Origin of the sequence: Mesorhizobium sp. M1295 (assembly GCF_040318135.1) — a bacterium.
Classification (GTDB): domain Bacteria; phylum Pseudomonadota; class Alphaproteobacteria; order Rhizobiales; family Rhizobiaceae; genus Mesorhizobium.
On sequence record NZ_JAMYLU010000015.1, the window covers coordinates 67,449 to 91,616 of the forward strand.

General features: G+C 61.9%; 18 protein-coding genes. 11 read left to right on the forward strand and 7 right to left on the reverse strand.

Annotated elements, in window-relative coordinates; genetic code table 11:
• Positions 1 to 105: 105 nt before the first annotated feature.
• Positions 106 to 849, forward strand: a complete 744-nt coding sequence (gene phnF / locus NKH29_RS20620) for a phosphonate metabolism transcriptional regulator PhnF (protein ID WP_352483624.1) — start codon at positions 106 to 108, stop codon at positions 847 to 849.
• A gap of 18 nt (positions 850 to 867) precedes the next feature.
• On the opposite strand, the gene NKH29_RS20625 is transcribed toward phnF, so the two are convergent.
• The 5 genes from NKH29_RS20625 to NKH29_RS20645 all read right to left on the reverse strand — a co-directional run bounded on the left by NKH29_RS20625 (position 868) and on the right by NKH29_RS20645 (position 7,407).
• Positions 868 to 1,884, reverse strand: a complete 1,017-nt coding sequence (locus tag NKH29_RS20625; RefSeq protein WP_352495512.1) for a zinc-binding alcohol dehydrogenase family protein — start codon at positions 1,882 to 1,884, stop codon at positions 868 to 870.
• Positions 1,885 to 1,954: 70 nt separating this feature from the next.
• Entirely contained in the window at positions 1,955 to 2,920 is a 966-nt protein-coding gene (locus tag NKH29_RS20630) for an ABC transporter permease (RefSeq protein WP_352483622.1), read from the reverse strand.
• Positions 2,917 to 4,470: a sugar ABC transporter ATP-binding protein gene (locus NKH29_RS20635; protein WP_023721964.1), complete on the reverse strand. Its 1,554-nt coding sequence runs from the start codon at positions 4,468 to 4,470 to the stop codon at positions 2,917 to 2,919. The genes NKH29_RS20630 and NKH29_RS20635 overlap by 4 nt, the downstream gene beginning before the upstream one ends.
• A gap of 103 nt (positions 4,471 to 4,573) precedes the next feature.
• On the reverse strand, positions 4,574 to 5,569 hold the full coding sequence (locus NKH29_RS20640; RefSeq protein ID WP_353000477.1) for an ABC transporter substrate-binding protein: 996 nt from the start codon (positions 5,567 to 5,569) through the stop codon (positions 4,574 to 4,576).
• Positions 5,570 to 5,901: 332 nt separating this feature from the next.
• On the reverse strand, positions 5,902 to 7,407 hold the full coding sequence (locus NKH29_RS20645) for a UxaA family hydrolase (protein WP_353000478.1): 1,506 nt from the start codon (positions 7,405 to 7,407) through the stop codon (positions 5,902 to 5,904).
• 256 nt (positions 7,408 to 7,663) lie between these two features.
• Here NKH29_RS20645 and NKH29_RS20650 point away from each other — a divergent pair, with 256 nt between their 5' ends.
• The 6 genes from NKH29_RS20650 (at position 7,664) to gnd (ending at position 13,476) form a co-directional block, all read left to right on the forward strand.
• Positions 7,664 to 8,566, forward strand: a complete 903-nt coding sequence (locus NKH29_RS20650) for a GntR family transcriptional regulator (protein ID WP_352483619.1) — start codon at positions 7,664 to 7,666, stop codon at positions 8,564 to 8,566.
• Between the two features lie 119 nt (positions 8,567 to 8,685).
• The gene (locus tag NKH29_RS20655; protein WP_352483618.1) at positions 8,686 to 9,042 is read left to right on the forward strand and encodes a DUF2946 family protein; all 357 of its coding nucleotides are present in this window, start codon (positions 8,686 to 8,688) and stop codon (positions 9,040 to 9,042) included.
• A gap of 99 nt (positions 9,043 to 9,141) precedes the next feature.
• On the forward strand, positions 9,142 to 9,678 hold the full coding sequence (locus NKH29_RS20660) for a copper chaperone PCu(A)C (RefSeq protein ID WP_352483617.1): 537 nt from the start codon (positions 9,142 to 9,144) through the stop codon (positions 9,676 to 9,678).
• Positions 9,679 to 9,703: 25 nt separating this feature from the next.
• On the forward strand, positions 9,704 to 10,222 hold the full coding sequence (locus tag NKH29_RS20665) for a YcnI family copper-binding membrane protein (protein WP_352483616.1): 519 nt from the start codon (positions 9,704 to 9,706) through the stop codon (positions 10,220 to 10,222).
• Positions 10,223 to 10,274: 52 nt separating this feature from the next.
• Complete coding sequence (locus tag NKH29_RS20670) at positions 10,275 to 11,912, forward strand: copper resistance CopC/CopD family protein (protein WP_502900413.1); 1,638 nt, start codon at positions 10,275 to 10,277, stop codon at positions 11,910 to 11,912.
• Positions 11,913 to 12,051: 139 nt separating this feature from the next.
• Complete coding sequence (gene gnd, locus NKH29_RS20675) at positions 12,052 to 13,476, forward strand: NADP-dependent phosphogluconate dehydrogenase (RefSeq protein WP_352789304.1); 1,425 nt, start codon at positions 12,052 to 12,054, stop codon at positions 13,474 to 13,476.
• 348 nt (positions 13,477 to 13,824) lie between these two features.
• Here gnd and NKH29_RS20680 read toward each other — a convergent pair whose 3' ends face one another.
• Positions 13,825 to 14,916: a hypothetical protein gene (locus NKH29_RS20680; protein WP_353000480.1), complete on the reverse strand. Its 1,092-nt coding sequence runs from the start codon at positions 14,914 to 14,916 to the stop codon at positions 13,825 to 13,827.
• A gap of 209 nt (positions 14,917 to 15,125) precedes the next feature.
• On the opposite strand from NKH29_RS20680, the gene NKH29_RS20685 reads away from it, so the two are divergent.
• Positions 15,126 to 19,229: a HigA family addiction module antitoxin gene (locus tag NKH29_RS20685; protein ID WP_353000482.1), complete on the forward strand. Its 4,104-nt coding sequence runs from the start codon at positions 15,126 to 15,128 to the stop codon at positions 19,227 to 19,229.
• 324 nt (positions 19,230 to 19,553) lie between these two features.
• Here the strand turns inward: NKH29_RS20685 and NKH29_RS20690 are convergent, their stop codons facing one another.
• Positions 19,554 to 20,603, reverse strand: a complete 1,050-nt coding sequence (locus NKH29_RS20690) for a LacI family transcriptional regulator (protein WP_353000484.1) — start codon at positions 20,601 to 20,603, stop codon at positions 19,554 to 19,556.
• A gap of 396 nt (positions 20,604 to 20,999) precedes the next feature.
• Between NKH29_RS20690 and NKH29_RS20695 the strand changes: the two genes are divergently transcribed.
• The 3 genes from NKH29_RS20695 to NKH29_RS20705 all read left to right on the forward strand — a co-directional run bounded on the left by NKH29_RS20695 (position 21,000) and on the right by NKH29_RS20705 (position 24,167).
• On the forward strand, positions 21,000 to 22,238 hold the full coding sequence (locus NKH29_RS20695; RefSeq protein WP_031194918.1) for an ABC transporter substrate-binding protein: 1,239 nt from the start codon (positions 21,000 to 21,002) through the stop codon (positions 22,236 to 22,238).
• A 107-nt stretch (positions 22,239 to 22,345) separates the two neighbouring features.
• Positions 22,346 to 23,239 (forward strand): carbohydrate ABC transporter permease, encoded by an 894-nt coding sequence (locus tag NKH29_RS20700; protein ID WP_023721950.1) that lies wholly within the window; start codon positions 22,346 to 22,348, stop codon positions 23,237 to 23,239.
• A complete protein-coding gene (locus tag NKH29_RS20705) occupies positions 23,232 to 24,167 on the forward strand; it encodes a carbohydrate ABC transporter permease (protein WP_353000486.1) in 936 nt (311 codons plus the stop codon). The genes NKH29_RS20700 and NKH29_RS20705 overlap by 8 nt, the downstream gene beginning before the upstream one ends.
• Position 24,168: the final 1 nt, after the last annotated feature.

Consider the following 24,168-nt stretch of genomic DNA (forward strand, 5'->3'; position numbering starts at 1 on the left):
TCGATTGATATAGACAACTATACAAATTATATCTATTATCTAGCGCGTGTCTATGACGTGTACGTGACACGGGCCAAAAGGTCGGCGCAAAGATTGGGGCGGGAAATGATCGGGCAAGCAAACAGCATCGAGCGGCGCAGCGGTGTCGCGCTATGGCGGCAGATCGCCGACCAGATCCTGCACTCGATCGCCGTTGGCGATTTTCCCGAGAATGCCGCGCTGCCGCCGGAGGTGGCACTTGCCGAACGCTATGGCGTCAACCGCCATACGGTGCGCAGCGCTATCGCAGCCCTGGTGCAGGAGGGTGTGCTCAAGGCGGAGCAAGGGCGTGGCACCTTCGTGCTGTCGCGAAAGCGGCTGTCCTATCCGATCGGCGCCCGCACCCGCTTTTCCGAGGGATTGCAAGGACAGGCGTCCGAGCGGCATATCACCTTGCTCGCCTCATCGGTCGAGCCGGCCAACCGTCGTGTCGCAGAGGGCTTAGGCCTTGCGCAGGGGGCCGACGTGATACGCCTGGAAACGCGGGGCGAAGCCGATGGAATGCCGGTGTCCCGCGCTGCCGGCTGGTTCGATGCCAGGCGCTTTGCCGGCATCGATGCTGCCATGGCAGAAACCGGTTCGATCACGGCATCGCTGGCACGTTTCGGCATCGACGACTATCTCCGGCAATCGACCGTGCTGTCGGCGCGCCATGCCGATGCCGCCGACCTTGCCGACCTCGACCTGCAGCCCGGCGCCATCGTGCTGGTGACGGTCGCCGTCAACGTCACGCCCGACGGTCAGCCGATCCAGTTTTCGGAGTCGCGCTTCCCGGCCGAGCGCATCGAACTCAAACTGTCGGCGCTTTGAGACGCGGCTATCGTTGTGTCATCCGACCTGGATGACCGCCTTGATCAGCCCGGATTTCTCATGTGCCCAGCGGGCGAGGTCGCGCGGCGTCTCGCCAAGCGTGGTGCGGTGGGTGACTAGCTTTGCCAGCGGCACCGCACCGTTGCGGATTGAAGCGGCGACATGGTCGAAATCGGCGCGCAGAGCGTTGCGGCTGCCGATCAGCATCATCTCGCGCTTGTGGAATTCGGGATCGGAAAAGGCGATGTCGTCCTTGACGACGCTGACCAGCACCAGCGTGCCGCCATGCGCGACATGGGCGAAGGCCGACTGCACCGACTGGGTGTTGCCGGTGGCGTCGAAGACCGCGTCAAAACCATCGCCGTCGGTCGCCTGCCGCACCAGATCAGCGGCGGCGCCCTGCGAGCCGTTGAGGGTCGCGAAGCCGAGTTCGCTTTCGGCGAAACCCAGCCTCTCGGCACTCATGTCGAGCAGCGTCACGTCGAGCCCGGCGATGCGGGCGAACAGCGCCGTGCCGAGCCCGATCGGGCCGGCGCCGATGACCAGCGTGCGCGCACCTGGATCAGCCAGCGAGCGCCGCACGGCATGGGCGCCAATCGCTAGGAATTCGACGGCTGCCGCATCGCCCAGCGACAGGCCGTTTGCCGGATAAAGATTTTGCGCCGGCACCAGGATCTGCTCGCACATGGCGCCGTCGCGATGGACACCGAGCACCTCGATCCTGACGCAGCAATTCGGCTTGCCTTGCCGGCAGGCGATGCATTTGCCGCAGGCGAGATAGGGATTGACGATCACCGGCTCGCCGACGGTGAGATCGACGCCCTCGCCAACCTCGATCACGGTGCCCGAAACCTCGTGGCCCATGATGCGGGGATAGGCGAGGAACGGGTGCTTGCCGTCGAAAATGTGATAATCGGTGCCGCAGATGCCGACATGGTTGACCGCGACCAGCGCCCAGCCCGAGGGCGGCGCGCCAGGCGCCGGGCGATCTTCCAGGACAAGTTCGCCGGGCGAGCGGCAGACGACGGCTTTCATGCTTCAATCCAGTCGGTTCATGGCACCGCCGGCTCTGCTGTTGCGAGGCCGGCGGCTGTTAGGGGGCGATCTATTTGCCGCGGCGGCGCAGCCCGTCGAAATAGACGATGACGATGATCAGCACCCCGGTGATGATGCGCTGCCAGAAGGCGTTGACGTTGAGCAGATTGGCGCCGTTGTTGATGGTGGCAAGGATGAAGGCGCCGAGCAGCGGCCCGTGCACGGAGCCGACAGCGCCGAACAGCGACGTGCCGCCGATCACCGAAGAAGCGATCGCCTGCAATTCCCAGCCCTCGGCCTGCGTCGGATTGCCGATGCCGATGCGCGACGCGAGCAGCACGCCGACGAAGGCCGCACACAGCCCCGACAACGTATAGGCCATGTAGATTGTGCGCTGGACGTTGACGCCCGACAGACGCGATGCCTCGGCGTTGGAGCCGACCGAGAACAGGTAACGGCCCCAGCGGCTGTGGTGCAGGAAGATGTAGGCCGGAATGCCGACCAGGATCACCATCCAGAACAGATTGGGGACGCCGACGAAGGAACTGCGCGAGAACGTCTGAAAGGCGTCGTTGTTGATCGAGATCGAGTTGCCGTTGGTCATCAACAGGCCGATGCCGCGCAGCGAGGTCAGCGTCGCCAGGGTGATGATGAAGGGTGGCAAGCCCATCTTGACGATGCCGAAGCCATGGAACATGCCAATGGCGACGCCGACCAGCAAGGTAATCAGGATGGCTAGGAAAACCGGTGTGCCGGCGTTGATCAGCATCGCGACGATGACGGTGGCGAAGCCGACAACGGCGCCGACGGAAAGGTCGATGCCGCCGGTGATGATGACGAAGGTCTGGCCGACCGCCAGGATGGCGATCATCGACCCTTGCCGCAACAGGTTCGAGATGTTGTTGGCCGAGGCGAAGCTCGGCGTCGCCACCGACAAGATGATCCACAAAAGAACCAGCAGTGCCAGCAGTGTCAGCCCGAACAGGGCGTTGTAGTTGCGTTTCGGCCTTTCGGCAGCGATCGCCTCGGTGCTCATATCCGTCCTCCCGGTCTTTCTTGTTTCTCGGCCAGCGCCTGGGTGAGGATCTCCTCGTGATCAGCGGTATGAAACCCATGCGTGGCCACCAGCTTGCCGCGCCGGAACACGTGCAGCGTGTCGGCGAGCTCATAGACCTCGGGCAGGTAGGACGAGATCAGAATGATGCCGGCGCCCTTGGATAACAGCGCGCCAAACAGGCGGTAGATCTCGGCCTTGGTGCCGACATCGACGCCGACGGTCGGCTCGTCGAAGATGAACAGCTTGGCGCCGTGCGCGAGCCATTTGCCGATGACGATCTTCTGCTGATTGCCGCCGGACAGGCTGGAGGCCAGCGCACTTCGCGTCGGCGTCTTGATGCGCAGGTCGGCGATCTGGCGATCGGCCTGGGCTTTTTCCTGCGCGCGGGAGATCAGCAGATTGCTTGAGATGCGCTTGTAGATCGGCAGATTGAGGTTGAGCCCGACCGGCAGGTTGAGGCAGAGGCCCTGGTCGCGGCGGCTTTCCGGGGCCAGCGCCATGCCGAGCCTGATCGCGTCATGTTCTGAATTGACCTTGACCTCCTTGCCCTCCCAGAGGATCTGGCCGGCCGCCTTGCGGTGGCGGCCATAGAGCGTGGTGACGAACTCGCTGCGGCCGGCGCCGATCAGCCCGTAGAGGCCGACGATCTCGCCGGCGCGGACGGACATCGAGACATTTTCGAAACCCTTGCCGGACAGGTTCCTGGTTTCTACAAGCATCGCGCCCGGGGTGAAATGCTCCTTGTGGTAGACCTGCTCGATCGAGCGGTTGATCATCATCTTGACCAGCTCGGCGTCATTGGTCTCGGCGATATTCCTGGTGCCGACCAGCGTGCCGTCGCGCAGCACCGAGACGCGGTCGGCGAGCTCGAACACTTCTTCCATGCGATGGCTGATGTAGATGATGGTGACGCCTTCGCCCTTCAGCCGGCGGATCAGCGTGAACAGCTGGTCGGCCTCCTTGCGGGTGAGGTAGGCGGTCGGTTCGTCGAAGATCAGGAATTTGGTGCCGCGCACGGTGGCGCGGGCGGCGGCGATCAACTGCTGCTGACCGATGGTCAGGTCACCCAGCTTGACATGCGCCGGCAGGTCGAAGCCGAGATCGTCGATGATCTTCTGCGCCTGCCTGACCATCGCCCGCTGCTGCAGGATACCGAAACGGGAATCCTCCTCGCCGAGGAACATGTTGGCGGCGACGGTGAGATGGCGGCACAGGACGACTTCCTGATGCACGGCATTGATGCCGAGCGCCATCGCCTCATGCGGCGTCGCCAATGCGGCAGGCTTGCCCTCCCAGATGACGTCGCCGGAGGTGCGCGGCATGACGCCGGTCAGAAGCTTGATCAGGGTGGATTTGCCGGCGCCGTTCTCGCCGACGATGGCGTGGATTTCGCCGGCCTTGAAGGCGAGGTCGACCGGCTTCAGCGCGTGAGTGCCGGGATAGCGCTTTTCCAGCCCGCGGAGTTCGAGGATGGTCCTGCCCGGTTCAAGCGTTGGAGCCGGATGGAGTTCCTGCGCCGTCGACATCATGACAATCCTCCCAGATTGGCCCCCAAAGATTGGCCTCGCGATTGGCACGAGTGGGATGTTTCCGGGGCGAAAAGGCCCCGGAAACAGTTCACAGCGGCGATGCTCAGTCGAGCTTCGGGTTGAGCAGCGCGTCGATCTTCGGATCCTTCATGTTGGCCTTGGTAACCAGGTTGGCGCCGGTGTCGACATTGGCTTCGACCTTCTCGCCCTTCGAGGCGGCAAGCGCCGTCTTGATGCCGTCATAGCCCATCCGGTACGGATCCTGGACGACGAGCGCCGAAATGACGCCGTCATTGAGGAACTTGATCAGCTTCTCGTCGCTGTCGAAGCCGACCAGCCCGACCTTGCCTGCGAGGCTGTTCTCGGCGATCGCCTGACCGACGCCCTGCGCCATGATCAGGTTGGAGGCGAAGATGCCCTTGAGGTTGGGGTTGGCGGTGATCAGGTCGGTGGCGATGTTGAGGCCGGTGGTGGCCTGGCCGTCGGCGTATTTGTCGGCGACCAGCTTGAGGCCGGGATATTTGGCGGCGAGCTGTTCCTTAAAACCCTGGGCGCGCTGTTCGAGCGAGCCGGCGCCCGGAAGCGCGGTGATCAGGGCGACGTCGCCCTCGACCTTGCCGCCATTGGCTTCGCCGATGGCTGCGGCAAGGCCGTCAGCGGCGACGCGGCCGCCCTGAATGTTGTCGGTGGTCAGGAACGAGGTGAAGGCCTTGGAGTCGGCGCCGGAGTCGATACCGATGATCTTGATCTTGGTGGCGGCCTCGTCGATCGGCTTGCCGAGCGCCTTGGCTTCGGTCGGTGCGATGACGACGGCGGCCGGGTTGCCGGCGACGGCATTTTCGAGGATCGAGATCTGGCCGTTGACGTCGGTCTCGGCCTGGGCGCCGAGCTCCGGCACGTTGACGCCCAGGTCCTTGCCGGCCTTGCGGGCGCCGGCCAGGACGATCTGCCAATAGAAGGACGTGGTGTCCTTGACGATGATCGGAATGGTCACGTCGGCCGCGGATGCCGGGGCCGAATGCATCACGCCGGCAAGCATCGAGGCGGCTGTGAGTGCCACGAAGGCGCGGCGATTGAGAATGCTGGTCACGAATTTCATTAGGAGTCCTCCCTAAGTCGCCCGGTGAATGTTATGGAAGCTCCATTCGGATGGCGCGGCCCAAACGGAACTTTATCAATAAAAAACATTTACCGCATTTTGATAGTGCATCAACTCAGTCGGCGCAAGCGCTGTTTGATGCCTGCCTCGGATGGCTGGGCGGAAGAGTTCTTTCTGTCGGAACTCCGCTGCCAATCTCCTCCAATATCCCGCATGGAATATTAATTCCATCACTCAGTCAATATGGAATGTTCATTCTTTTTTTGGGAGTGTACGAACTGCGACACCTGGCGATCACGTCAGGTGTTCGCGACTGTCGCGAGCGGTCCGGCTTAGAGCGTCGCGCCGAGGTGCCAAGGCACGAACTCGTTGTCGCCGTAGCCGAATTCCTCGCTCTTGGTCTTGCGGCCCGAAGCTGTCTCGACGATCAGTTCGAAGATCTCGCGGCCCATGCCGGCAATGGTCTTTTCGCCCGAGGCGATGACGCCGCAATTCACGTCCATGTCCTCTTCCATGGTGTGGTACATGGTCGAGTTGCTGGCGACCTTGATCGACGGCGTCGGCCGGCAGCCGAAGCAGGAGCCGCGGCCGGTGGTGAAGACGATGACGTTCGCGCCACCCGCCACCTGGCCGGTGGCCGAGACCGGGTCGTAGCCGGGCGTGTCCATGAACACCAGCCCGTGCCCGGTGACCTTTTCGGCATAGCCGAAGACGCCGTTGAGCGGCGTCTGGCCGCCCTTGGCGACCGCGCCGAGCGACTTTTCCAGGATGGTGGTCAGGCCGCCGCGCTTGTTGCCCGGCGAGGGATTGTTGTCGATGGATGCGCCATGCTTGGCGACATGGTCTTCCCACCATTTCACGTAGCCGTCGAGCTTGGCGGCGATCTCGGGAGTTGCGGCGCGATAGGCAAGCAGGTGCTCGGCGCCGTAGATCTCCGTCGTTTCGGAGAGGATGCCGACGCCGCCGACGCCGGCCAAAATGTCGACGGCCGCACCCAGCGCCGGGTTGGCAGTGATGCCGGACATGCCGTCGGAGCCGCCGCATTGCAGGCCGACGACGATCTCGCTGACCGGGATCGGCTCACGCTGAAGCTTGCCGACCTTTTCGGCGATCTCGGCCAGCACGACCAGCGCCTTCTCGACCGATTTGCGCGAGCCGCCGGCTTCCTGGATGTTGAAATGGCGTTTTCCCGCGGCGACGCCCTTCTGGCCATAGAGGGTGAGCTGGTTGACCTCGCAGCCGAGCCCGACCATCAGCACGCCGCCGAAATTCGGATGACGTGCATAGCCGGCCAGCGTACGGTGCAGCACCATCATGCCATCGCCGGTGGCGCTCATGCCGCAGCCCTGGCCGTGGACGATCGGGACGAAGCCGTCGATGCCGGGATATTGCGGCAGAAGCGTGCGGTTCGCCGCGTCGGCGATGGCATGGCAGACGGTGGCCGAGCAATTGACGCTGGCGAGAATGCCGATGAAGTTGCGCGTGCCGGCACGGCCGTCGGCACGGCGGTAGCCCATGAAGGCGCGGGCGCGGTCGGCCTCGGTCGCGTGCACGGCCTCGCTCGGCGGCACCACCGGCAAACGCCCGCTTTCGAAGACCAGATTGTGCGAATGGACATGCTCGCCGGGCGCGATATCCTGCGTGGCACGGCCGATTGCCTGGGCGTATTTGACCACGGCTTCGCCGGCGGCAATCGGCTTGATCGCCACCTTGTGGCCCGGCTCGATCAGCGCGGCGGCGGCGGCGCCGCCCGGCAGTACGGTGCCGATCTCGATGCGGCCATTGGCGACCGCGACATTGTCGGCGGGAGACAGAAGAATGCTGTTTGCGGCGTTCACGGGAGCTTCCTGGGTATGTTCCTGGGTGCGCGAGCGGATTGACACGCGGCTCTTAACATATAATGTCTTTTATCGTGAAAAAACATTTTTGCGTCAATTGTTTTTTCGCCAGAGCGCGACGCGTCTTTTGGATGCGCGACGTAGGCTCTACAACCAAAACTAGCGTTGCGCATGATGTTTTCCGAAGCGATTCCGATTTCATGCGCGAGAAAAGCTTCACGCCGGCCGCAAACGCCGGCGCGCCACGGGGCAGGGGATGTCGAAGAGCAACAACGTATACAAGGACGCCTATAATCGCGGTCTTAGGCTGCTCGACGAAACCAGGAGCCTGCCTTCGGAGCCGGAGCTGGGCACGCTGCTCGGCGTCAGCCGCACGACCGTCCGCACCATCCTTGCCCGCATGGAAGAGACCGGGCTGATCGATTGGAACAAGCGCAGCAAGACGGTTCTGCGCGAGCCGCGGCCGGACGATTTTTTTCCCGAGGAAGAGACCGACACGCTGGCCGAGATCATCGAACGCTCCTTCATGCGGCGGCTGCTTGCCGGTGGCGCCGAGGCCGGCATGCAGATCAACGAACTCGAACTGGCGCGCGAGATCGGCGTCGGCACCACCAGCGTGCGCGAATTCCTGATCCGCTTCTCGCGCTTCGGCCTGATCGAGAAGCGCCGCAACAGTCATTGGGTGCTGAAAGGCTTTACCCGCGCCTTCGCGCTGGAGCTGACCGAAATCCGCGAGATGTTCGAACTGCGCTCGGCCGCCGCCTTTGCCGCTCTGCCCGAGGACAGCCCGGTCTGGGCCGACCTCGACAGCCTGGAAGACGAGCATCGCCTGCTGGCGCGCGAGATCGCCGTGCGCTTCAACGCGTTCTCCGAGCTCGACGAGCGCTTTCACCGGCTGATCCACCGCGCCTCGCACAACCGCTTCATCGTCGATTTCTACGACGTCATCGCCATGATCTTCCACTACCACTACCAGTGGAACAAGGCGCAGGAGCGCGAGCGCAACGAAGTCGCGGTCCAGGAGCATCTCGCCTATATCGCCGCGCTCAAATCGCGCGATCTCGCCAAGGTCGACGCCGCCTGCCGCAAGCACCTGAAATCGGCCCGCCACACGCTGCTGACGTCGATCCCGGAGGGCAGGCAGCCGCTGCGCGCGTGATTGTGTTGCGTTGCCGCAGCAACGTTTTGGCGATTTTCCGGCCGCCGGCTCCGTGCTAGAGAGCTGACGTTGCTGCGTGAAGAGGCTGGTTCTTGACCATACGCCGGAGACGATGGAGCATGCCGGTCGCGTTCGCCGCGGCCTGGCTTTTCGTGCTCCAGTCGATGTTCGGCGCGTTTGCTTCCGGCATCGAGCCGAACGCCTCGCAATTCGATGCTTTCGGCAACACGATCTGCACCCATGACGGTGCGGCGCAACTCCCGGCAGGGGATCCGCATCAGCAGCACATGCCGGCTTGCTGCATGCTTGGCTGCAACCTCGTTTCGGCGGTCTACGCGCCGCCCGATGCCACCGGGAGCCTGTCTCGCAGCCCTTCCGTCGAAACCATCGCCTTTTTCCTGCCGGCCTTCCGGCATCGCGATTTCGCCCGCGCCCGCACTCCGTCCAATCCGCGCGCACCACCGGCGACGGCCTGATCCGTTCTGGTTTGCGCCGCGCACACCCTTGGCCGGCGCGTTTATCGACATCGTTCGCGACCGGCATCGGCGCGATCTCTTAAAATCCACGGAGCAATCATGTCTCACTCTTTTCGCGCTGCCGCATCCAGCCGCAGGCGCTTCTCACTGGGTAGTTTCGAGCAGCGTCTCGGCGTCGCCCTTTGCGTTCTTGCCCTCCTGTTCGCCAACGCCCAGACGGTGTTGGCACATGAGTTCAAGCTTGGCGGTCTCGAGATCGGGCACCCCTGGTCGCGCGCCACGCCAGCCGGCGCCAAGGTAGCCGGCGGCTACTTCACCATCACCAACACCGGCAGTGCGCCGGATCGCCTGCTGTCGATCACCTCCGACATTTCGGTTAAGGCCGAACTGCACGAGATGGGCGTCAGCAATGGCGTCATGACCATGCGGCCGGTCACCGGCGGCCTCGAAATCCCGGCCGGCGGCAAGGTCGCGCTGGCGCCTAAGGGCTATCATCTGATGTTCATGGATTTGAAGCGGCGGCCCAAGGAGGGCGAAATGTTCTCCGCCACGCTGACCTTCGAGAAAGCCGGGCCCGTGCAGATTGAATTCGCCGTGCAAGGCATCGGCAGTGCGGCACCCCAGGACGACGACTGACTTGGCCGCTTCGAGAGGTACCATCATGAAGAAATCTCTTTTGCCCGGCTGCGTGCTTCTTGTTCTCGGGACCAGCGCGGCCTTCGCCCACATCACGCTCGAAACGCCGGAGGCGGCGGTCGGCTCGACCTACAAGGCGGTTCTTCGGGTGCCGCATGGCTGCGAGGGCAAGGCAATGACCGCCTTGCGCGTGCAGATCCCGGAAGGGGTGCTCTCGGTCAAACCGATGCCGAAGCCGGGCTGGACGCTGCAGGTCAAGAACGGCAAATACGAGAAGTCCTACCAGCTCTACGGTCAGGCAGTGACCAGCGGCGTCAAGGAGGTCGACTGGAGCGCCGGCAGCCTGCCGGACGAATTCTACGACGAATTCGTCTTTCGCACGACACTGGCGTCCGACCTGCCGGCAGGCCAGACGCTGCATTTCCCGGTGGTGCAGGAATGTGACGGCGTCGCCGATCGCTGGATCGAAATTCCGGCGGTCGGGCAGGCTGAGGACGCGCTGGAATTTCCGGCGCCCGGCCTCAAGCTGCTGCCGAAGAAGTGAGCTCCAGCGGCGCGCTTTGGCGGATGAGCGCGCCGCTGCTCTTGGCGGTGAGATGAGCGCGGCATCCTTCCTGCGGCGAGCTTGCATGGCCGGCAACCATTCTGGCCGGCTTGTGGCTGGCCTGCTCGCCGCCATCGTGCTGCTCGCCGTAATTGCCATGCCTGATCCGGCCTTCGCCCATGCGGCGCTGATCAAGGCCGAGCCGGCTGACGGTGCGGTGCTGGCGCAGAGCCCGTCGCCGATGTCGCTGACCTTCAGCGAGCCGGTTTCGCCGCTGGTGCTGACGCTGGTGCGGCCCGACGGCACGGCGGTCCCGCTGAGCTCTTTCCAGCTCAGCGGCCAGACCGTCGAGATCGACAATCCGCAGGCGCTGACATCCGGCACGCATGTGCTGAGCTGGCGAGTGATCTCCGCCGACGGGCATCCGGTCGGCGGCTCGGTGCTGTTCTCGGTCGGCGCACCGAGTGCTGCGCCGGCCGCCTCCGAAGCCGTCGACCGGGGGCTTCGAACGGCGATCTGGATCGGCAAGGTTTTTCTATATATCGGCCTGTTTTTCGGCGTCGGCGGTGCCTTTGCGCTGGCCTGGCTGGCGCAAGGCGGTCGATCCGGCCAGCGCCTGATCGTCGCGGCAATCCTGTGCGGGCTGGCCGCCGCACCCCTGTCGCTCGGCATGCAGGGGCTGGATGCGCTTGGCGCGCCGCTTGCCCGGCTGGCGCAGCCGGTCATCTGGCAGACCGGGCTGGGCACCAGCTTCGGCTGGACGGTGCTGATCGCGCTGATGGCGCTCGGCCTCAGCCTATTATCGCTGGTCGTGCCGCCCGCCGACGCAAAGCCGCTCGCCTTGGCCGGACTGGCTGGCGTCGGCGCAGCACTTGCCGCCAGCGGGCATGCCAGTGCCGCCGAGCCGCAATGGCTGACCAGGCCGATGGTGTTTCTGCACGGAACTGGTATCGCCGTCTGGGCCGGGGCGCTGGCGCCGCTTGGTCTTGCCTTGAAACGGCAGCCGGCCAAAGCCGGGCCATTGCTGCGACGGTTTTCGCGAGCGATCCTGTTCGTCGTGGCCGTGCTTGCGGCAGCCGGCATCGTGCTCGCCGTCATCCAGGTGCAAACGCCGTCGGCGCTGGTCCACACCGCTTATGGCCGGCTGCTGCTGCTCAAGCTCGTGCTGCTCGTCTTTCTGTTCACGCTCGCCGCCGTCAACCGCTTCAAGCTCACGGCCTCGGCCGAGGCAGGAAATACGGAAGTCCAGCGGCGGCTGGCCCGCTCGATCGCCATCGAGGTGCTGATCGTGGTGGCGATCTTCGGAGTTGGCGCCGGCTGGCGCTTCACGCCGCCGCCGCGGGCGCTGGCAATCGCCGCGGCACAGCCGGCATCGGTGCATATCCACACGCAGCAAGCGATGGCCGATCTCAGCATTGCGCCCGGCCACACCGGACCTGTTGCTGCTTCGATCTTCATCATGACCGGCGATTTCGGCCCGCTCGACGCCAAGCAGGTGACGCTGGTGCTGTCAAAGCCCGATTCCGGCATCGAGCCGATAAAACGCCCTGCGACGAAGCCCGGCGACGGCACCTGGCGCGTCGACGATCTCGTCATTCCGATCGCCGGCCGGTGGACGGCGCGGCTCGATATCCTGGTCTCCGATTTCGAGATGGTGAAGATAGAGGCGCCGATCGACATCAGGCCGTGACGAGAGCGCTGGTCCGCGCAACACAATTCGGCGAGACGGTTGACGCGGCCTTGAAGGCCCGTCAATCATCGTCATCAAGAATGGGCATCCAACCCAATCGCGGCTCAAAGCAACAAGATCCGAAAGCAGGGAAGAAACAATGGAAAAAGCCGAAATCGGCCTGATCGGCCTTGGCACGATGGGCTCCAACCTGGCGCTCAACATCGCCGAGAAGGGGCACCGCATCGCCGTCTTCAACCGCACGGCGGCGCGCACCGATGCCTTTGTCGAAAATGCCGGCGCGCTCAGGGATAGGGTGGTGCCCTGCTACAGCCTCGAGGAACTGGCCGCCGCGATCCGGCCGCCGCGGCCGATCATCATCATGGTGCTGGCCGGCAAGCCGGTCGACGAGCAGATCGCGGCATTGCGCGGCGTGCTGTCGGCCAACGACATCGTCATCGACGCCGGCAACGCCAATTTCCGCGATACGATGCGGCGCTTCTCGGAGCTTACCGATTCGGGCCTGACCTTCATCGGCATGGGCGTGTCCGGCGGCGAGGAGGGCGCACGCCACGGTCCCTCGATCATGGTCGGCGGCACCGAAGAGTCCTGGAAGCGCGTCGAAAAGGTGCTGACCGCGATCTCGGCCAAGTTCAAGGGCGAGCCTTGCGCGGCGTGGCTTGGCACCGACGGCGCCGGCCATTTCGTCAAGACCATCCACAACGGCATCGAATATGCCGACATGCAGATGATCGCCGAGATCTACGGCATCTTGCGTGACGGGCTCGGCATGGGGCCGAAAGAAATCGCTGAGGTGTTTTCCCAGTGGAACACGGGCCGGCTCAACTCGTACCTGATCGAGATCACCGCCAAGGTACTGGCCGCCGACGACCCCAAGACCGGCAAACCGGTGGTCGACATCATTCTCGACCGCGCCGGCCAGAAAGGCACCGGCAAATGGTCGGTGATCGAGGCGCAGCAGCTCGGTATCCCGGCCACAGCGATCGAGGCGGCTGTGGCGGCCCGCGTGCTGTCGTCGATCAAGGACGAGCGGCTGGCCGCCGAAAAGGCCTATGGCGGCGGCGTGAGCAAGATTTCCGGAGACAGGGACGCGCTGCTCGGCGATCTCGAGCTGGCGCTGTTTGCCGGCAAGATCGCCGCCTATGCGCAAGGGTTCGCGGTGATGAGCGGCGCGTCGAAGGAATTCAACTGGAACCTGCCGATGCCGGTCATCGCCAAGATCTGGCGGGCCGGCTGCATCATCCGCTCGCAATTGCTGGATACGATGGCGGAGGCCTTCGGCGCCGGCGGCGCAGCCACCAACCTGTTGATGGCGCCGGCTTTCGTTTCATTGATGCAGGAGGCCCATCCGTCGCTTCGCCGTGTCGTGGCAAGTGCAGCCGAAGCGGGCTCGCCGGTGCCGGCCCTGTCATCGGCGCTTGCCTATTTCGACAGTTACCGGCAGGGCCGCGGCACCTCGAACCTGATCCAGGCGCAGCGCGATTTCTTCGGCGCGCACGGCTTCGAGCGTATCGACGGGCAGGGCGCTTTCCATGGCCCGTGGGGGAGCGGGGCGGCGGGGTAGCGCCACATATACGACGTTCCGGAACGACTGATCTTTTCCGGAAAGCTGTCATCCATTTAGGTTTTCGTGGACAAGCCTTTCTCGAAGATGTCTCTCACAACATACGGCGCGTCACCCGCTTTCATGAACTCGTCAAACGCTGCAATTGGATTGTCATCAGGAATTTCGGAGCGGTCGACGACGGCGGTTCAGCGTGCCGAGAATGACTTGACCGCTTTCGAGTTGGTAATCGAGCGAACCCGTCCACATGTTCACGCGGCCGTAGCCGGGTGAGAACGCAACGGAAGCCGTTACACACTTTTCCTGGAATTGCTCTAGGGTTTTGGCTCAGACCGTTGGCAACACTGGCTACAGGAATTCGCTGATCAGATCGAATTCTAATTGGCTCACTTGGTCGCCCCCGCCGAGGTAGACCGCGATCTCTCCGAACACCTCGTCGATCGCGGCGAGCCTAGTGTCGGTATAGATTAGCGTTGTTATGCGGTGCTTCTGAAAGTATTCCCGCATCTTGGTTGCTTCCTTCTCAAAATTCGCTAGCGCCTCCTCGTTTATCTGTTTCTGGGTCTTCCCGGCAGTTCCTTTGAGCAGTCCATGGGTGGACCATGGAGAAAGCTCGATGCCGACCTTCCTTAAGGTCACTGGATCTATGATGCACAAATCCAGCCGATACTTGTGCTTCTTATCCTTGCCGTTGTAGCGAAATTCTGGGATGAGCAGGGGAACGTCCTCCGGCTTTTCCTGGGCTTTCACATAGTCGCAATAGCGCTTCGCAATTTCTCGCTCATACGTAGACCCGGACGGCCTCACCAACACTTTCATAAAAAACTGTAGGTAGTCGTCGACAGTAGCGAAGATTAAAGGCTCAGGGTCTTTCTGAACAACAAGGCCAGAGCTCAAGACATGACCGATCGTCCAGTACAACTTCGGAAAGTGCCGAATCTCGCTTTGGTCGTTTTCCCACTCCCCGTTCTTGTACCTAGGCGTGATCAGGATGCCATAGTCATTATTATTTTGGCCAATCCAGACCTCTGCATCGGCCGTCGATGGACGCTCTCGAACTAGCTCGTCGTAGTGACGCAAGAACGAACGCTGAAGAAAAAGTAAGAAATACTTCTTAACCGCCTTTGACTTCGTCAATGTGGCGAAGTTCTTGTCCAGCGTGTCGGCGCTGAACGGGGTTCCACCGGCCGACCATCCGTCTTTCTCCCGGGCCTTTTTGAACCCGGACAGATAGAGGGAGATGTATTCATCGGCCGATTTGATGACGGCATTCTTAAGGTCGATGAATGTCGCTGCCTTGCCACCGATCAGAGCGTTGAACGACTGTTGGTCAGCTATGCCGGTGTTTGCAGATACAACTGGCCACAGCACCTTCAGTTCTCCCGTTATGTCGGCGTCCCGTTTGTTGCGGGCGGTTTTGTTCGGATCACGTTTTGCCATTTCTGATTTCCTCTGGAGTATTTGAGTGCGTTTCCGAAATGCCACGAACAGGAAGCTATTTGATTATGCCGCTCAGCGACCAAGTTCGAAGCTACCTCGCAGATGGCAAAGGACACCGGTCGCGGGGCGCGCCGGCCTGTTCGCCAATTCCATCGAACGAGTTCTGTAAGGTGTTGCGTTACACATAACGCAACTGCTATAATCAGTCTATGGCTGAAAAAAAATTTCCTCTGCATCCCGGCCAATATGTCCGGGAAAATATCCTCAACACCCTGGCGGTGAACGTTACAGAGACTGCTAAGCTGCTCGGTATCAGTCGCCCTGGCGTGTCCAACTTCCTGAACGGAAAAGTTTCGGCGACGCCAGATATGGCGATGCGCATCGAGCGGGCCTTTGGCGTTCCTGCGAAGACGATCCTCGATCTGCAAAGCGCATACGATGCCCATGCAAGCAAGGCGGCGGGCACTGCGCAAAACGCGCGCGCTTACGTGACGCCATTCCTGAATGTGCAGGCGAACGACCTTGTGAACTGGTTCACGACAACCATCCAGGCGCGCACGAAGCTTTCCATCTTGCTACGCACACTTGTCCATTCGACGGGGCACGATCTTGAGAAGGTCGATTTCCCCGGCAACGATGATGCCGAGCGTCCCGGTTGGGATGGCTTCATTGAGGCTGGCTCGGGTACCCCTTGGATTCCGGCTGGTACGTCGGGCTGGGAATTTGGCGTCACCGCTGACATCAATGACAAGGCCAACGGCGACTTCGCAAAGAGCGTGAAGGCGACCAAGAAGGCCGATCGCGACGACATTACCTTCGTTTTCGTCACGCCGCGCCGCTGGCCCGGCAAGACTGCATGGATTGCCGCCATGAAAGCGAAGAAGCTCTGGAAGGACGTTCGCGCCTATGACGCCAGCGACCTTGAACAGTGGATGGAACAGTCGCTTGCTGCGCAGACATGGTTTGCGAACCAGACGGCTCGGTCTTCAAGCGGTGTGCGGACGCTGGATCGATGCTGGAGCGATTGGGCCAACGTTACAGACCCTGCGCTTCATCCCTCGCTATTCAGTACAGCCAACAAGGTCTGGGGTGATAAGATCAGGGGGTTCGTGGCGACAGACCATTCCGAGCCCCTTGTGATTGCCGCCGACTCTGTCGAAGAAGCGCTCGCTTTCCTCAGTCAGGTTCTGGCTGAGCCGGAACTGGAACTACACAAGGACCGCGTGCTCATCTTTGACGAGCCGGGCGTGCTGCCAAAGCTTGCTCAAGGCACTATCGATTTCATCGCTGTTGCGCACACACGCGAGGTTGAGCGCGAGTTTGGACCTCACAGTTCCGAGTTGCGTACCATCGTTGTCTATCCGCGCAATGCCACCAACTCTGAACCCGACATCGTGCTGGAGCCGCTTGGCGACGAGGCCTTCAACAAAGCCCTCGAGGCGATGGGCAAGGGACGTGATGACTTGACGTCGCTCGCCAACGCATCGGGCCGCTCGCTGACTGTCCTGCGTCGTCAGCTTTCGACAATCCCGGCGATTCGCACACCTGTATGGGCCGAGGATCACGAGACATCGTCAGGCCTCATCCCGCTGGTGCTGCTTGGCGCATGGGATACCCAGAACGAGGCAGACCAGACAGCACTGTCACTTCTTGCCGGTGATGTTGCTTTTGAGCATCTCGAAAAGCGCGTCCAGGGGCTTGCGCAGCTGAACGACGCCCCTGTGTGGTCGATCGGGGGCTATCGCGGGGTTATCTCTAAGATCGACACACTCTTCGCGATCGCGGGCGCGTTCACCAAAGCCGATCTCGACCGCTTCTTTGACATTGCCCGCATGGTGCTTGGCGAAGACGATCCTGCCCTTGACCTTCCAGATAAGGACCGCTGGGCGGCATCGATGAACGGCAAGAAACGCGAGTTCTCGGGTGCAGTGCGCGAAGGTATCTCCGAGACGCTCGTCTTGCTCGCCGTGCACGGCAAGAACCTGTTCGGCAAGCGCCTGGGGTTCGATGGCGACCTCGCTGCCGCGAAGCTGATAAGAGATCTTCTCGAACCGATCTCCACGCGCAAGCTCGAAGCCAATGATCGCGACCTTCCGCTTTATGCCGAGGCGGCGCCGGGTGCATTTCTCGACATCATCGAACGTGATCTGCGCTCTGCACACCCCGAGACGTTGGGACTACTCCGGCCAGCGGACACGGGTCTCTTCGGCTCGTCCTGCCCGCGCACCGGCCTGCTTTGGGCTCTGGAGGGACTGGCATGGAACCCTACGACCTTCTCGCGTGTCGTGAAGACTCTCGGTCAGCTGTCCGAAGTCGAAATCAACGATAACTGGGCGAACAAGCCTATCAACTCGCTCGGCTCGACCTTCCGCGCGTGGATGCCGCAGACCGCAGCCGATCATAAGGCGCGGCTCAAGGCTATCCATATGCTGCTGGAAAAGCATCCGGCGGTTGGCTGGCAAATCTGCCTTCAGCAGTTTGGGGACTATGGCAGCCGGGTTGGCGACTATAGCCACAAGCCCAAATGGCGGCCCGACGGCTATGGCTTTGGCGAACCCTTCAAGACATGGGGCCCAATCAACGCCTTCGTACTCGAAATGGTCAAGATCGCTCTGAGCAGACCATCCTATACGGTGGAGATGCTATGCGATCTCATCGGCAGACTTCATGCGCTTGGCCCTGAGTTTCAGGAGCGGGTCTGGGAGATCATCGACGAGTGGCGCAAGAGCGGCGTGAATGATGACGAAATCGCCAAGGTCCGCGAAAAGTTACGTGTGACAGTGCTGTCCCGGCGTGGGCGCAAGAAAGCTGATGAGGAAGGGCACGCAAGGCTCTCCAAAACCGCGAAGGTGATCTACGAAGCGATGCGGCCGACAGATGTTGTCAATCAGCACGAATGGCTTTTCCGTCAGGGCTGGGTCGACGAGTCGGCCGACGAGCTCGCCGAAGAGGAAATGGACTTTCAGGCGCGAGAGAAACGCATCGACAAGCTTCGTACTGAAGCACTGACGGCAATCGTCCAGGAGCGTAGCCTCGATGGTGTGTTTGATCTCGCCACCAGAGGCAGTTCGCAGCGTCAGATCGGTGCGTATCTGGCGCGTGGCATCCTCAATGACGATCAGCTCCAGGACCTCGTTTTGCAGTCCCTACGTCCGCCCGCGGGCGAAACCGGCAGGGACGGCATCGCGGCAGGGGCAATGTGGGCCATGGATGCTGATCGCCGTGAGGCCCTTTACACTAAGCTGCGCGCAGAGCTAACTGAAGAAGAGGCTCTTCGCCTCTTGCTTCTATCTGCCTACCGGCTGACGACGTGGGAACTTGTGGATCAGCTCTCGCCGGAGGCGCGCGCTACCTATTGGCGCGATGTGGTGCCTCAGTATGCATTTGACGCGCCGGATGAGAACAACGAGAGCGTGCGCCGTCTTCTCCGAGCAAAGAGACCCCGCGCTGCCTTTGCGGCTTTGCACTTCAAGCTAGATGAGATTCGCCCACCTCTTCTCGTCCAGATGCTCTCGGGAATCGCGCAGGAAGGGAACGACAAGCCCGGGGAATATCAGCTGCATGATTACGACATTCAGCGGGCCTTCCAGCTGCTTGACCACAACCCGGATATTTCGCTCGAAGAGAAAGCCGGGTTGGAATTCGCCTACATTGATGTGCTCGCCCGAACTTTCCGTGGCGGCGACGGGCATCAAATACCGAATCTTGAACGCTATATTGAAGACCGTCCCGACTTGTACGTCCAGGCGGTCGCCTGGGCGTACAAGCGTAAGGATCGCGGTGAGGATCCTCCCGAATACCGCGTCGAGGAAGGCCGCGAGCATCTCGCGACCCGTGGCTACCGTCTGCTCGAAGCGCTTGAACGAATTCCGGGACAAGGCAAGCCTACTGAAAAGGAACAGCGCGAAAAGCTTAGCGAATGGGTTTCTACTGTGCGCAAAGCGTGCGCCGAACTCGACCGTGGCGAGATAGCCGATCTCTGTCTTGGCAGACTTTTCTCAGGCGCACCGGCGGGAAAGGATGAGGTGTGGCCGAACGAAGTCGTTCGCGACGTAATGGAAGACCTCCAGTCAGAGCCCCTTTCAAACGGGGCGCACACCGGTCTTTACAATGCGCGCGGCGTCCACTGGCGCAGCGAAGGCGGAGGGCAGGAACGCGAGCTTGCGGACAAGTATCGCAAATGGGCAGATGCGTTGCAGTTCACACATCCCTTTGTGTCTTCCTCGCTGCTGATGTCGATGGTCAAGACCTATGAGCGTGAGGCTGATCAGCAGGACACAGAAGCGGGCATCCGCCGCCGTCTTCGTCACTAGAATTCATGCCTCGAGCGGGACAAGAAAATACTGCCATACGACAGAAGCAAAGCCTCAGCCAACGCGTGATGCAGTTGAGGTTCGGTACGACCTTTTTGGTATCCGCTGTTCTAGTCTAGTCCGGGCCTTCGATCGGGCCGGGCTGCGAGCATCCTGTTGGTGTCTGCTATCGCTTCGAGCATGAAAGAAGCTGCCAGTTCGCCCCCGGCCCCAAGGCTGCCAGTCAGCAGCGCACATTTTCCAGCCAAGTGGAATCACTTGGCGTCGCAGAAATGCGGCTAAGACAAATAGATGGAGCCAAGTTCAATTTGAACATATCCCGCTCTAGTCGGGGCGGCGATAGGCCTGGACTTCGCCCGGCTTGCTCAGGCTTTGCAGGGTGCCGGGTGCGGCGCCGCCGATCCAGCCCAGCACCGAGCGGGCGAGCTCGGCGCCGGCCAGCCGGAAGTTCTCGTTGACGACCAGCAATTCGCTGCGAAACAGGTGCAGAAGCTCCGACGATTGTTTGGACACCACATCGACATCGCGGCCGACCTTGAGGCCGGCGTCTTCGATGCCGGCGACGATGGCGAGCGTGGCGGCGGCGGCGCTGCTGATGAAACCGTCCGGGCGGTTTTCGCGGCGCATCAGCTGCGCCGTCCGCATTCTGATCTGCTCGATCGAATGATCGATCGAAACGGTGTTGAAAGGAATCTCGCTGGCGCCGACCTCGCTCAGCGCATCGGCAAAGCCGGCGAGCGTGTGGCCGTGATAGGTCAGCTCGACCGGCGGCGCCAGCAGCGCCAGCCGGCGGCGGCCGAGGCCGGCCAGATGGCGCACTGCCTCGGCTGCGAAAGCGTAATTGTCGAAATCATGATAGGGATGGATCAGCCCCATATCGGTGCGGCCATGCGTGGCAAAGGGGATGCCGCGCTCCAGCATATAGCGGGCCCTCGGATCGTTCGGCTGCGTGCGCGAAATGATGACGCCGTCGGCTGAACCGGTTTCCACGAGGTAACGGATCGGGTCGAGCGGATCCTGCGAGCGTGAATAGGGCGTCACGATCAAGTGATAGGGCGTGTCGGCAATGACTTCGGAAACGCCGTAGATGATGTCCGAGACAAAGCTCATGATCTCGTGCTCGGTGTTGAGCACCAGGCTGATGACATTGGTCTTGCCGGTGCGCAGGCGGACGCCGGCACGGTTCGGCCGATAGCCGATCTGCTTGGCGACAAGCTGGACGCGACGCCTGGTCTCGGCGCCGATCTCGGGCGCGTCCTTCAGCGCGCGCGACACGGTGGTGACGCCCAGCCCGGTCATGAAGGCGAGCGTCTTCAGTGTCGGCCGGCCCTGCCCCGACGCTTCGTCGGCCTTCTCTTTTTGATGCCTGTTCATTCGTCCCGCCCCGTCAGGCGCATAGCAGTTGCCGGGCAGGCCGGCAATCGGCGGGCCGCGGGTACGCCGCGGGCCTTCACCGAATGAGACCGCTATATACTGAAACGTTACAGATTGTCACTGCCGTCGCGATATCACTGGTGATAGGCGCAAAACGAGCGGTACTCCGGTCGGCGCAAAAAAAAACGATTGAAACGGGCTTTTCCGGGTTTCTGGCGTCGCAGCACCAATTTTTTGCAGTGCAACCTCTCTTGTTGCGATGCGGTAGCTCGACAGGCCAGGTGATTTTATTCGCGCTTCGAAAAAATTTGGCGCCGGATTTGCCTGAGGGGTTGCGCGTCCGAAGCAATTGCCGTATCCAAAATCTGTAACGTTTCAGATTCTGGGAGGAACGAAATGCGATACCAACTCATGACTGCTGCGCTGGCATTGACGACCGCGCTGCAATTCGCCGGCCCGGCGGCCGCGACGGATCTGGAAGTCACCCATTGGTGGACCTCCGGCGGCGAGGCGGCAGCGGTCGCCGAACTCGCCAAGGCTTTCGACGCAACCGGCAATCACTGGGTTGACGGCGCCATCGCCGGCTCCGGCGGCACAGCGCGGCCGATCATGATCAGCCGCATCACCGGCGGCGACCCGATGGGCGCGACCCAGTTCAATCACGGCCGGCAGGCGGAAGAATTGGTGCAGGCCGGGCTGATGCGCGACCTCACCGATCTCGCCACCAAGGAAAAGTGGACGGAAATCGTGCAGCCGAAGAGCCTGCTCGACGGCTGTACCCTCGATGGCAAAATCTATTGCGTGCCGGTCAATATCCACTCCTGGCAGTGGCTGTGGCTGTCGAACGCCGCCTTCGAAAAAGCCGGCGTGCCGGTGCCGAAGAACTGGAATGAATATGTCGCTGCGGCGCCCGCGCTTGAAAAAGCAGGCATCCAGCCGCTCGCGGTCGGCGGCCAGCCCTGGCAGGCCTCCGGCGCTTTCGACGTGCTGCTCGCGGCGGTCGGCGGCACCGATGCCTTCCTCAAGGTCTATAAGGACAAGGACGCGGAATTCGCCGCCGGGCCCGAAGTCGCCAAGGTCTTCAAGGCCGCGGACGACGCCCGCAAGATGGCGAAGAACACCAATGTGCAGGACTGGAACCAGGCCACCAACCTGGTCATCACCGGCAAGGCCGGCGGCCAGATCATGGGTGACTGGGCGCAGGGCGAGTTCCAGGTTGCCGGCCAGACCGCCGGCAAGGACTATACTTGCCTTCCGGGCCTCGGCCTCAACGAGATGATCGCCACCGGCGGCGACGCTTTTTACTTCCCGCTGCTGAAGGATCCCGAAAAATCGAAGGCGCAGGAAGTGCTGGCCCACACGCTGCTTGATCCCAAGACGCAGGTCGCCTTCAATCTCAAGAAGGGTTCGCTGCCGGTGCGCGGCGACGTCGACCTCAAGGCGGCGAACGACTGCATGAAGAAGGGCCTCGAAATCCTCGCCAAGGGCAATGTCATGCCTTGGACGGACCAGTTGCTTTCGCAGGATACGCAGAAGCAAAAGGAGGATCTGTTCTCCGAGTTCTTCGCCAAGCAGGACATGACCGTGGAAGATGCGCAGAAGCGCTTCGCCGCCATCGTCGGTTCGGCCGATTGAGCGATCGATCAAGCGCCTCACTCCCGCCCCTGCGAGCGCAGGGTCGGGAGCTCGGGTCAAGACCTCTTGACCCTCCCGCCCTTACCCGATCCAGCGCGGCTGTGCAGATGAGCAAGAGCGAACGCCCCAGCCAACTCTTTCGCAACCTCAATGCGAAAATCGCCTCGATCCCAATGATCTTCACCGCGCTGGTGATCTTTGTTGGCGGCACCGTCTGGACGGTGTTCTATTCCTTCACCAATTCCAAGTTGCTGCCGCGGCTGCACTTCGTCGGTCTCGACCAGTATTACCGGCTGTGGGCGACGCCGCGCTGGCTGATCTCGATCGAGAACCTGCTGATCTACGGCGTGCTGTCGCTGGTGTTCTCGCTGGTAATCGGTTTCCTGCTTGCTGCCCTGCTCGACCAGAAGATCCGGTTCGAGGACACATTCCGGACCATTTTCCTCTATCCCTTCGCCCTGTCCTTCATCGTCACCGGTCTCGTCTGGCAATGGCTGCTCAACCCCGAGTTCGGTGTCCAGGCAGTGGTGCGCAGCCTCGGCTGGACGAGCTTCAGCTTCAATCCGCTCTATGATTCCAGCATCGTCATCTACGGCATATTGATCGCCGCTCTCTGGCAAGGCACCGGGCTGATAATGTGCCTGATGCTGGCCGGCCTGCGCGGCATCGACGAGGATATCTGGAAGGCCGCGCGGGTCGACGGGATACCGACCTGGAAGACCTATCTGTTCATCATCATACCGATGATGCGGCCGGTCTTCATCACCACGCTGGTCATCGTCGCCTCCAACATTGTTCGCGTCTACGACCTTGTCGTCGCCCAGACCAGCGGCGGGCCCGGTATCGCCTCCGAAGTCCCGGCCAAATATGTCTATGATTACATGTTCTTCGCCCAGAACCTCGGCCAAGGGTTCGCCGCTTCGACGATGATGCTGCTGTCGGTGATCATCGTCATCGTGCCGTGGGCCTATCTCGAGTTCGGAGGCAAGAAGCGTGTCTGACCATGCCGTTTCATTGCCCGCCAGTGCCGGCGCCGGCGGCCTCGAAGGCTACGGGCCGAGCGGACCGAAGCCGCGCCACACGTTCTCGCGCCGCAACATCTTCCTCTACGGCACGCTGATCGTGGTGGCGCTCTACTATCTTTTGCCGCTCTACGTCATGGTGGTGACATCGCTTAAAGGCATGCCTGAGATACGCCTTGGCAACATCTTCTCGCCGCCGATGGAGATCACCTTCGAGCCCTGGGTCAAGGCCTGGTCGAGCGCCTGCACCGGGCTCAACTGCGACGGGCTGTCGCGTGGCTTCTGGAATTCGGTGCGCATCACCATCCCGTCGGTGATCCTGTCGATCGCGCTCGCCTCGGTGAACGGCTATGCGCTGGCCAACTGGCGCTTCAAAGGGGCCGACACTTTCTTCATCATCCTGATCGTTGGCGCCTTCATCCCGTATCAGGTGATGATCTATCCGATCGTCATTATCCTGCGCGAGGTCGGCCTCTACGGCAGCCTCAGCGGCCTGGTGATCGTCCATTCCATCTTCGGCATGCCGATCCTCACGCTTTTGTTCCGCAACTACTTTACCTCCATGCCGGAGGAGCTGTTCCGGGCAGCGCGTGTCGACGGCGCCGGCTTCTGGGGCATCTATTTCCGCATCATGCTGCCGATGTCGCTGCCGATCTTCGTCGTCGCCATCATCCTGCAGGTGACCGGCATCTGGAACGACTTCCTGTTCGGCGTCGTCTACACCCGCCCCGACACCTATCCGATGACGGTGCAGCTCAACAACATCGTCAACTCGGTGCAAGGCGTGAAGGAATACAACGTCAACATGGCAGCCACCATCCTGACCGGCCTGGTGCCGCTGATCGTCTATTTCCTGTCCGGAAAATTGTTTGTGCGCGGCATCGCCGCCGGCGCGGTGAAAGGATGAT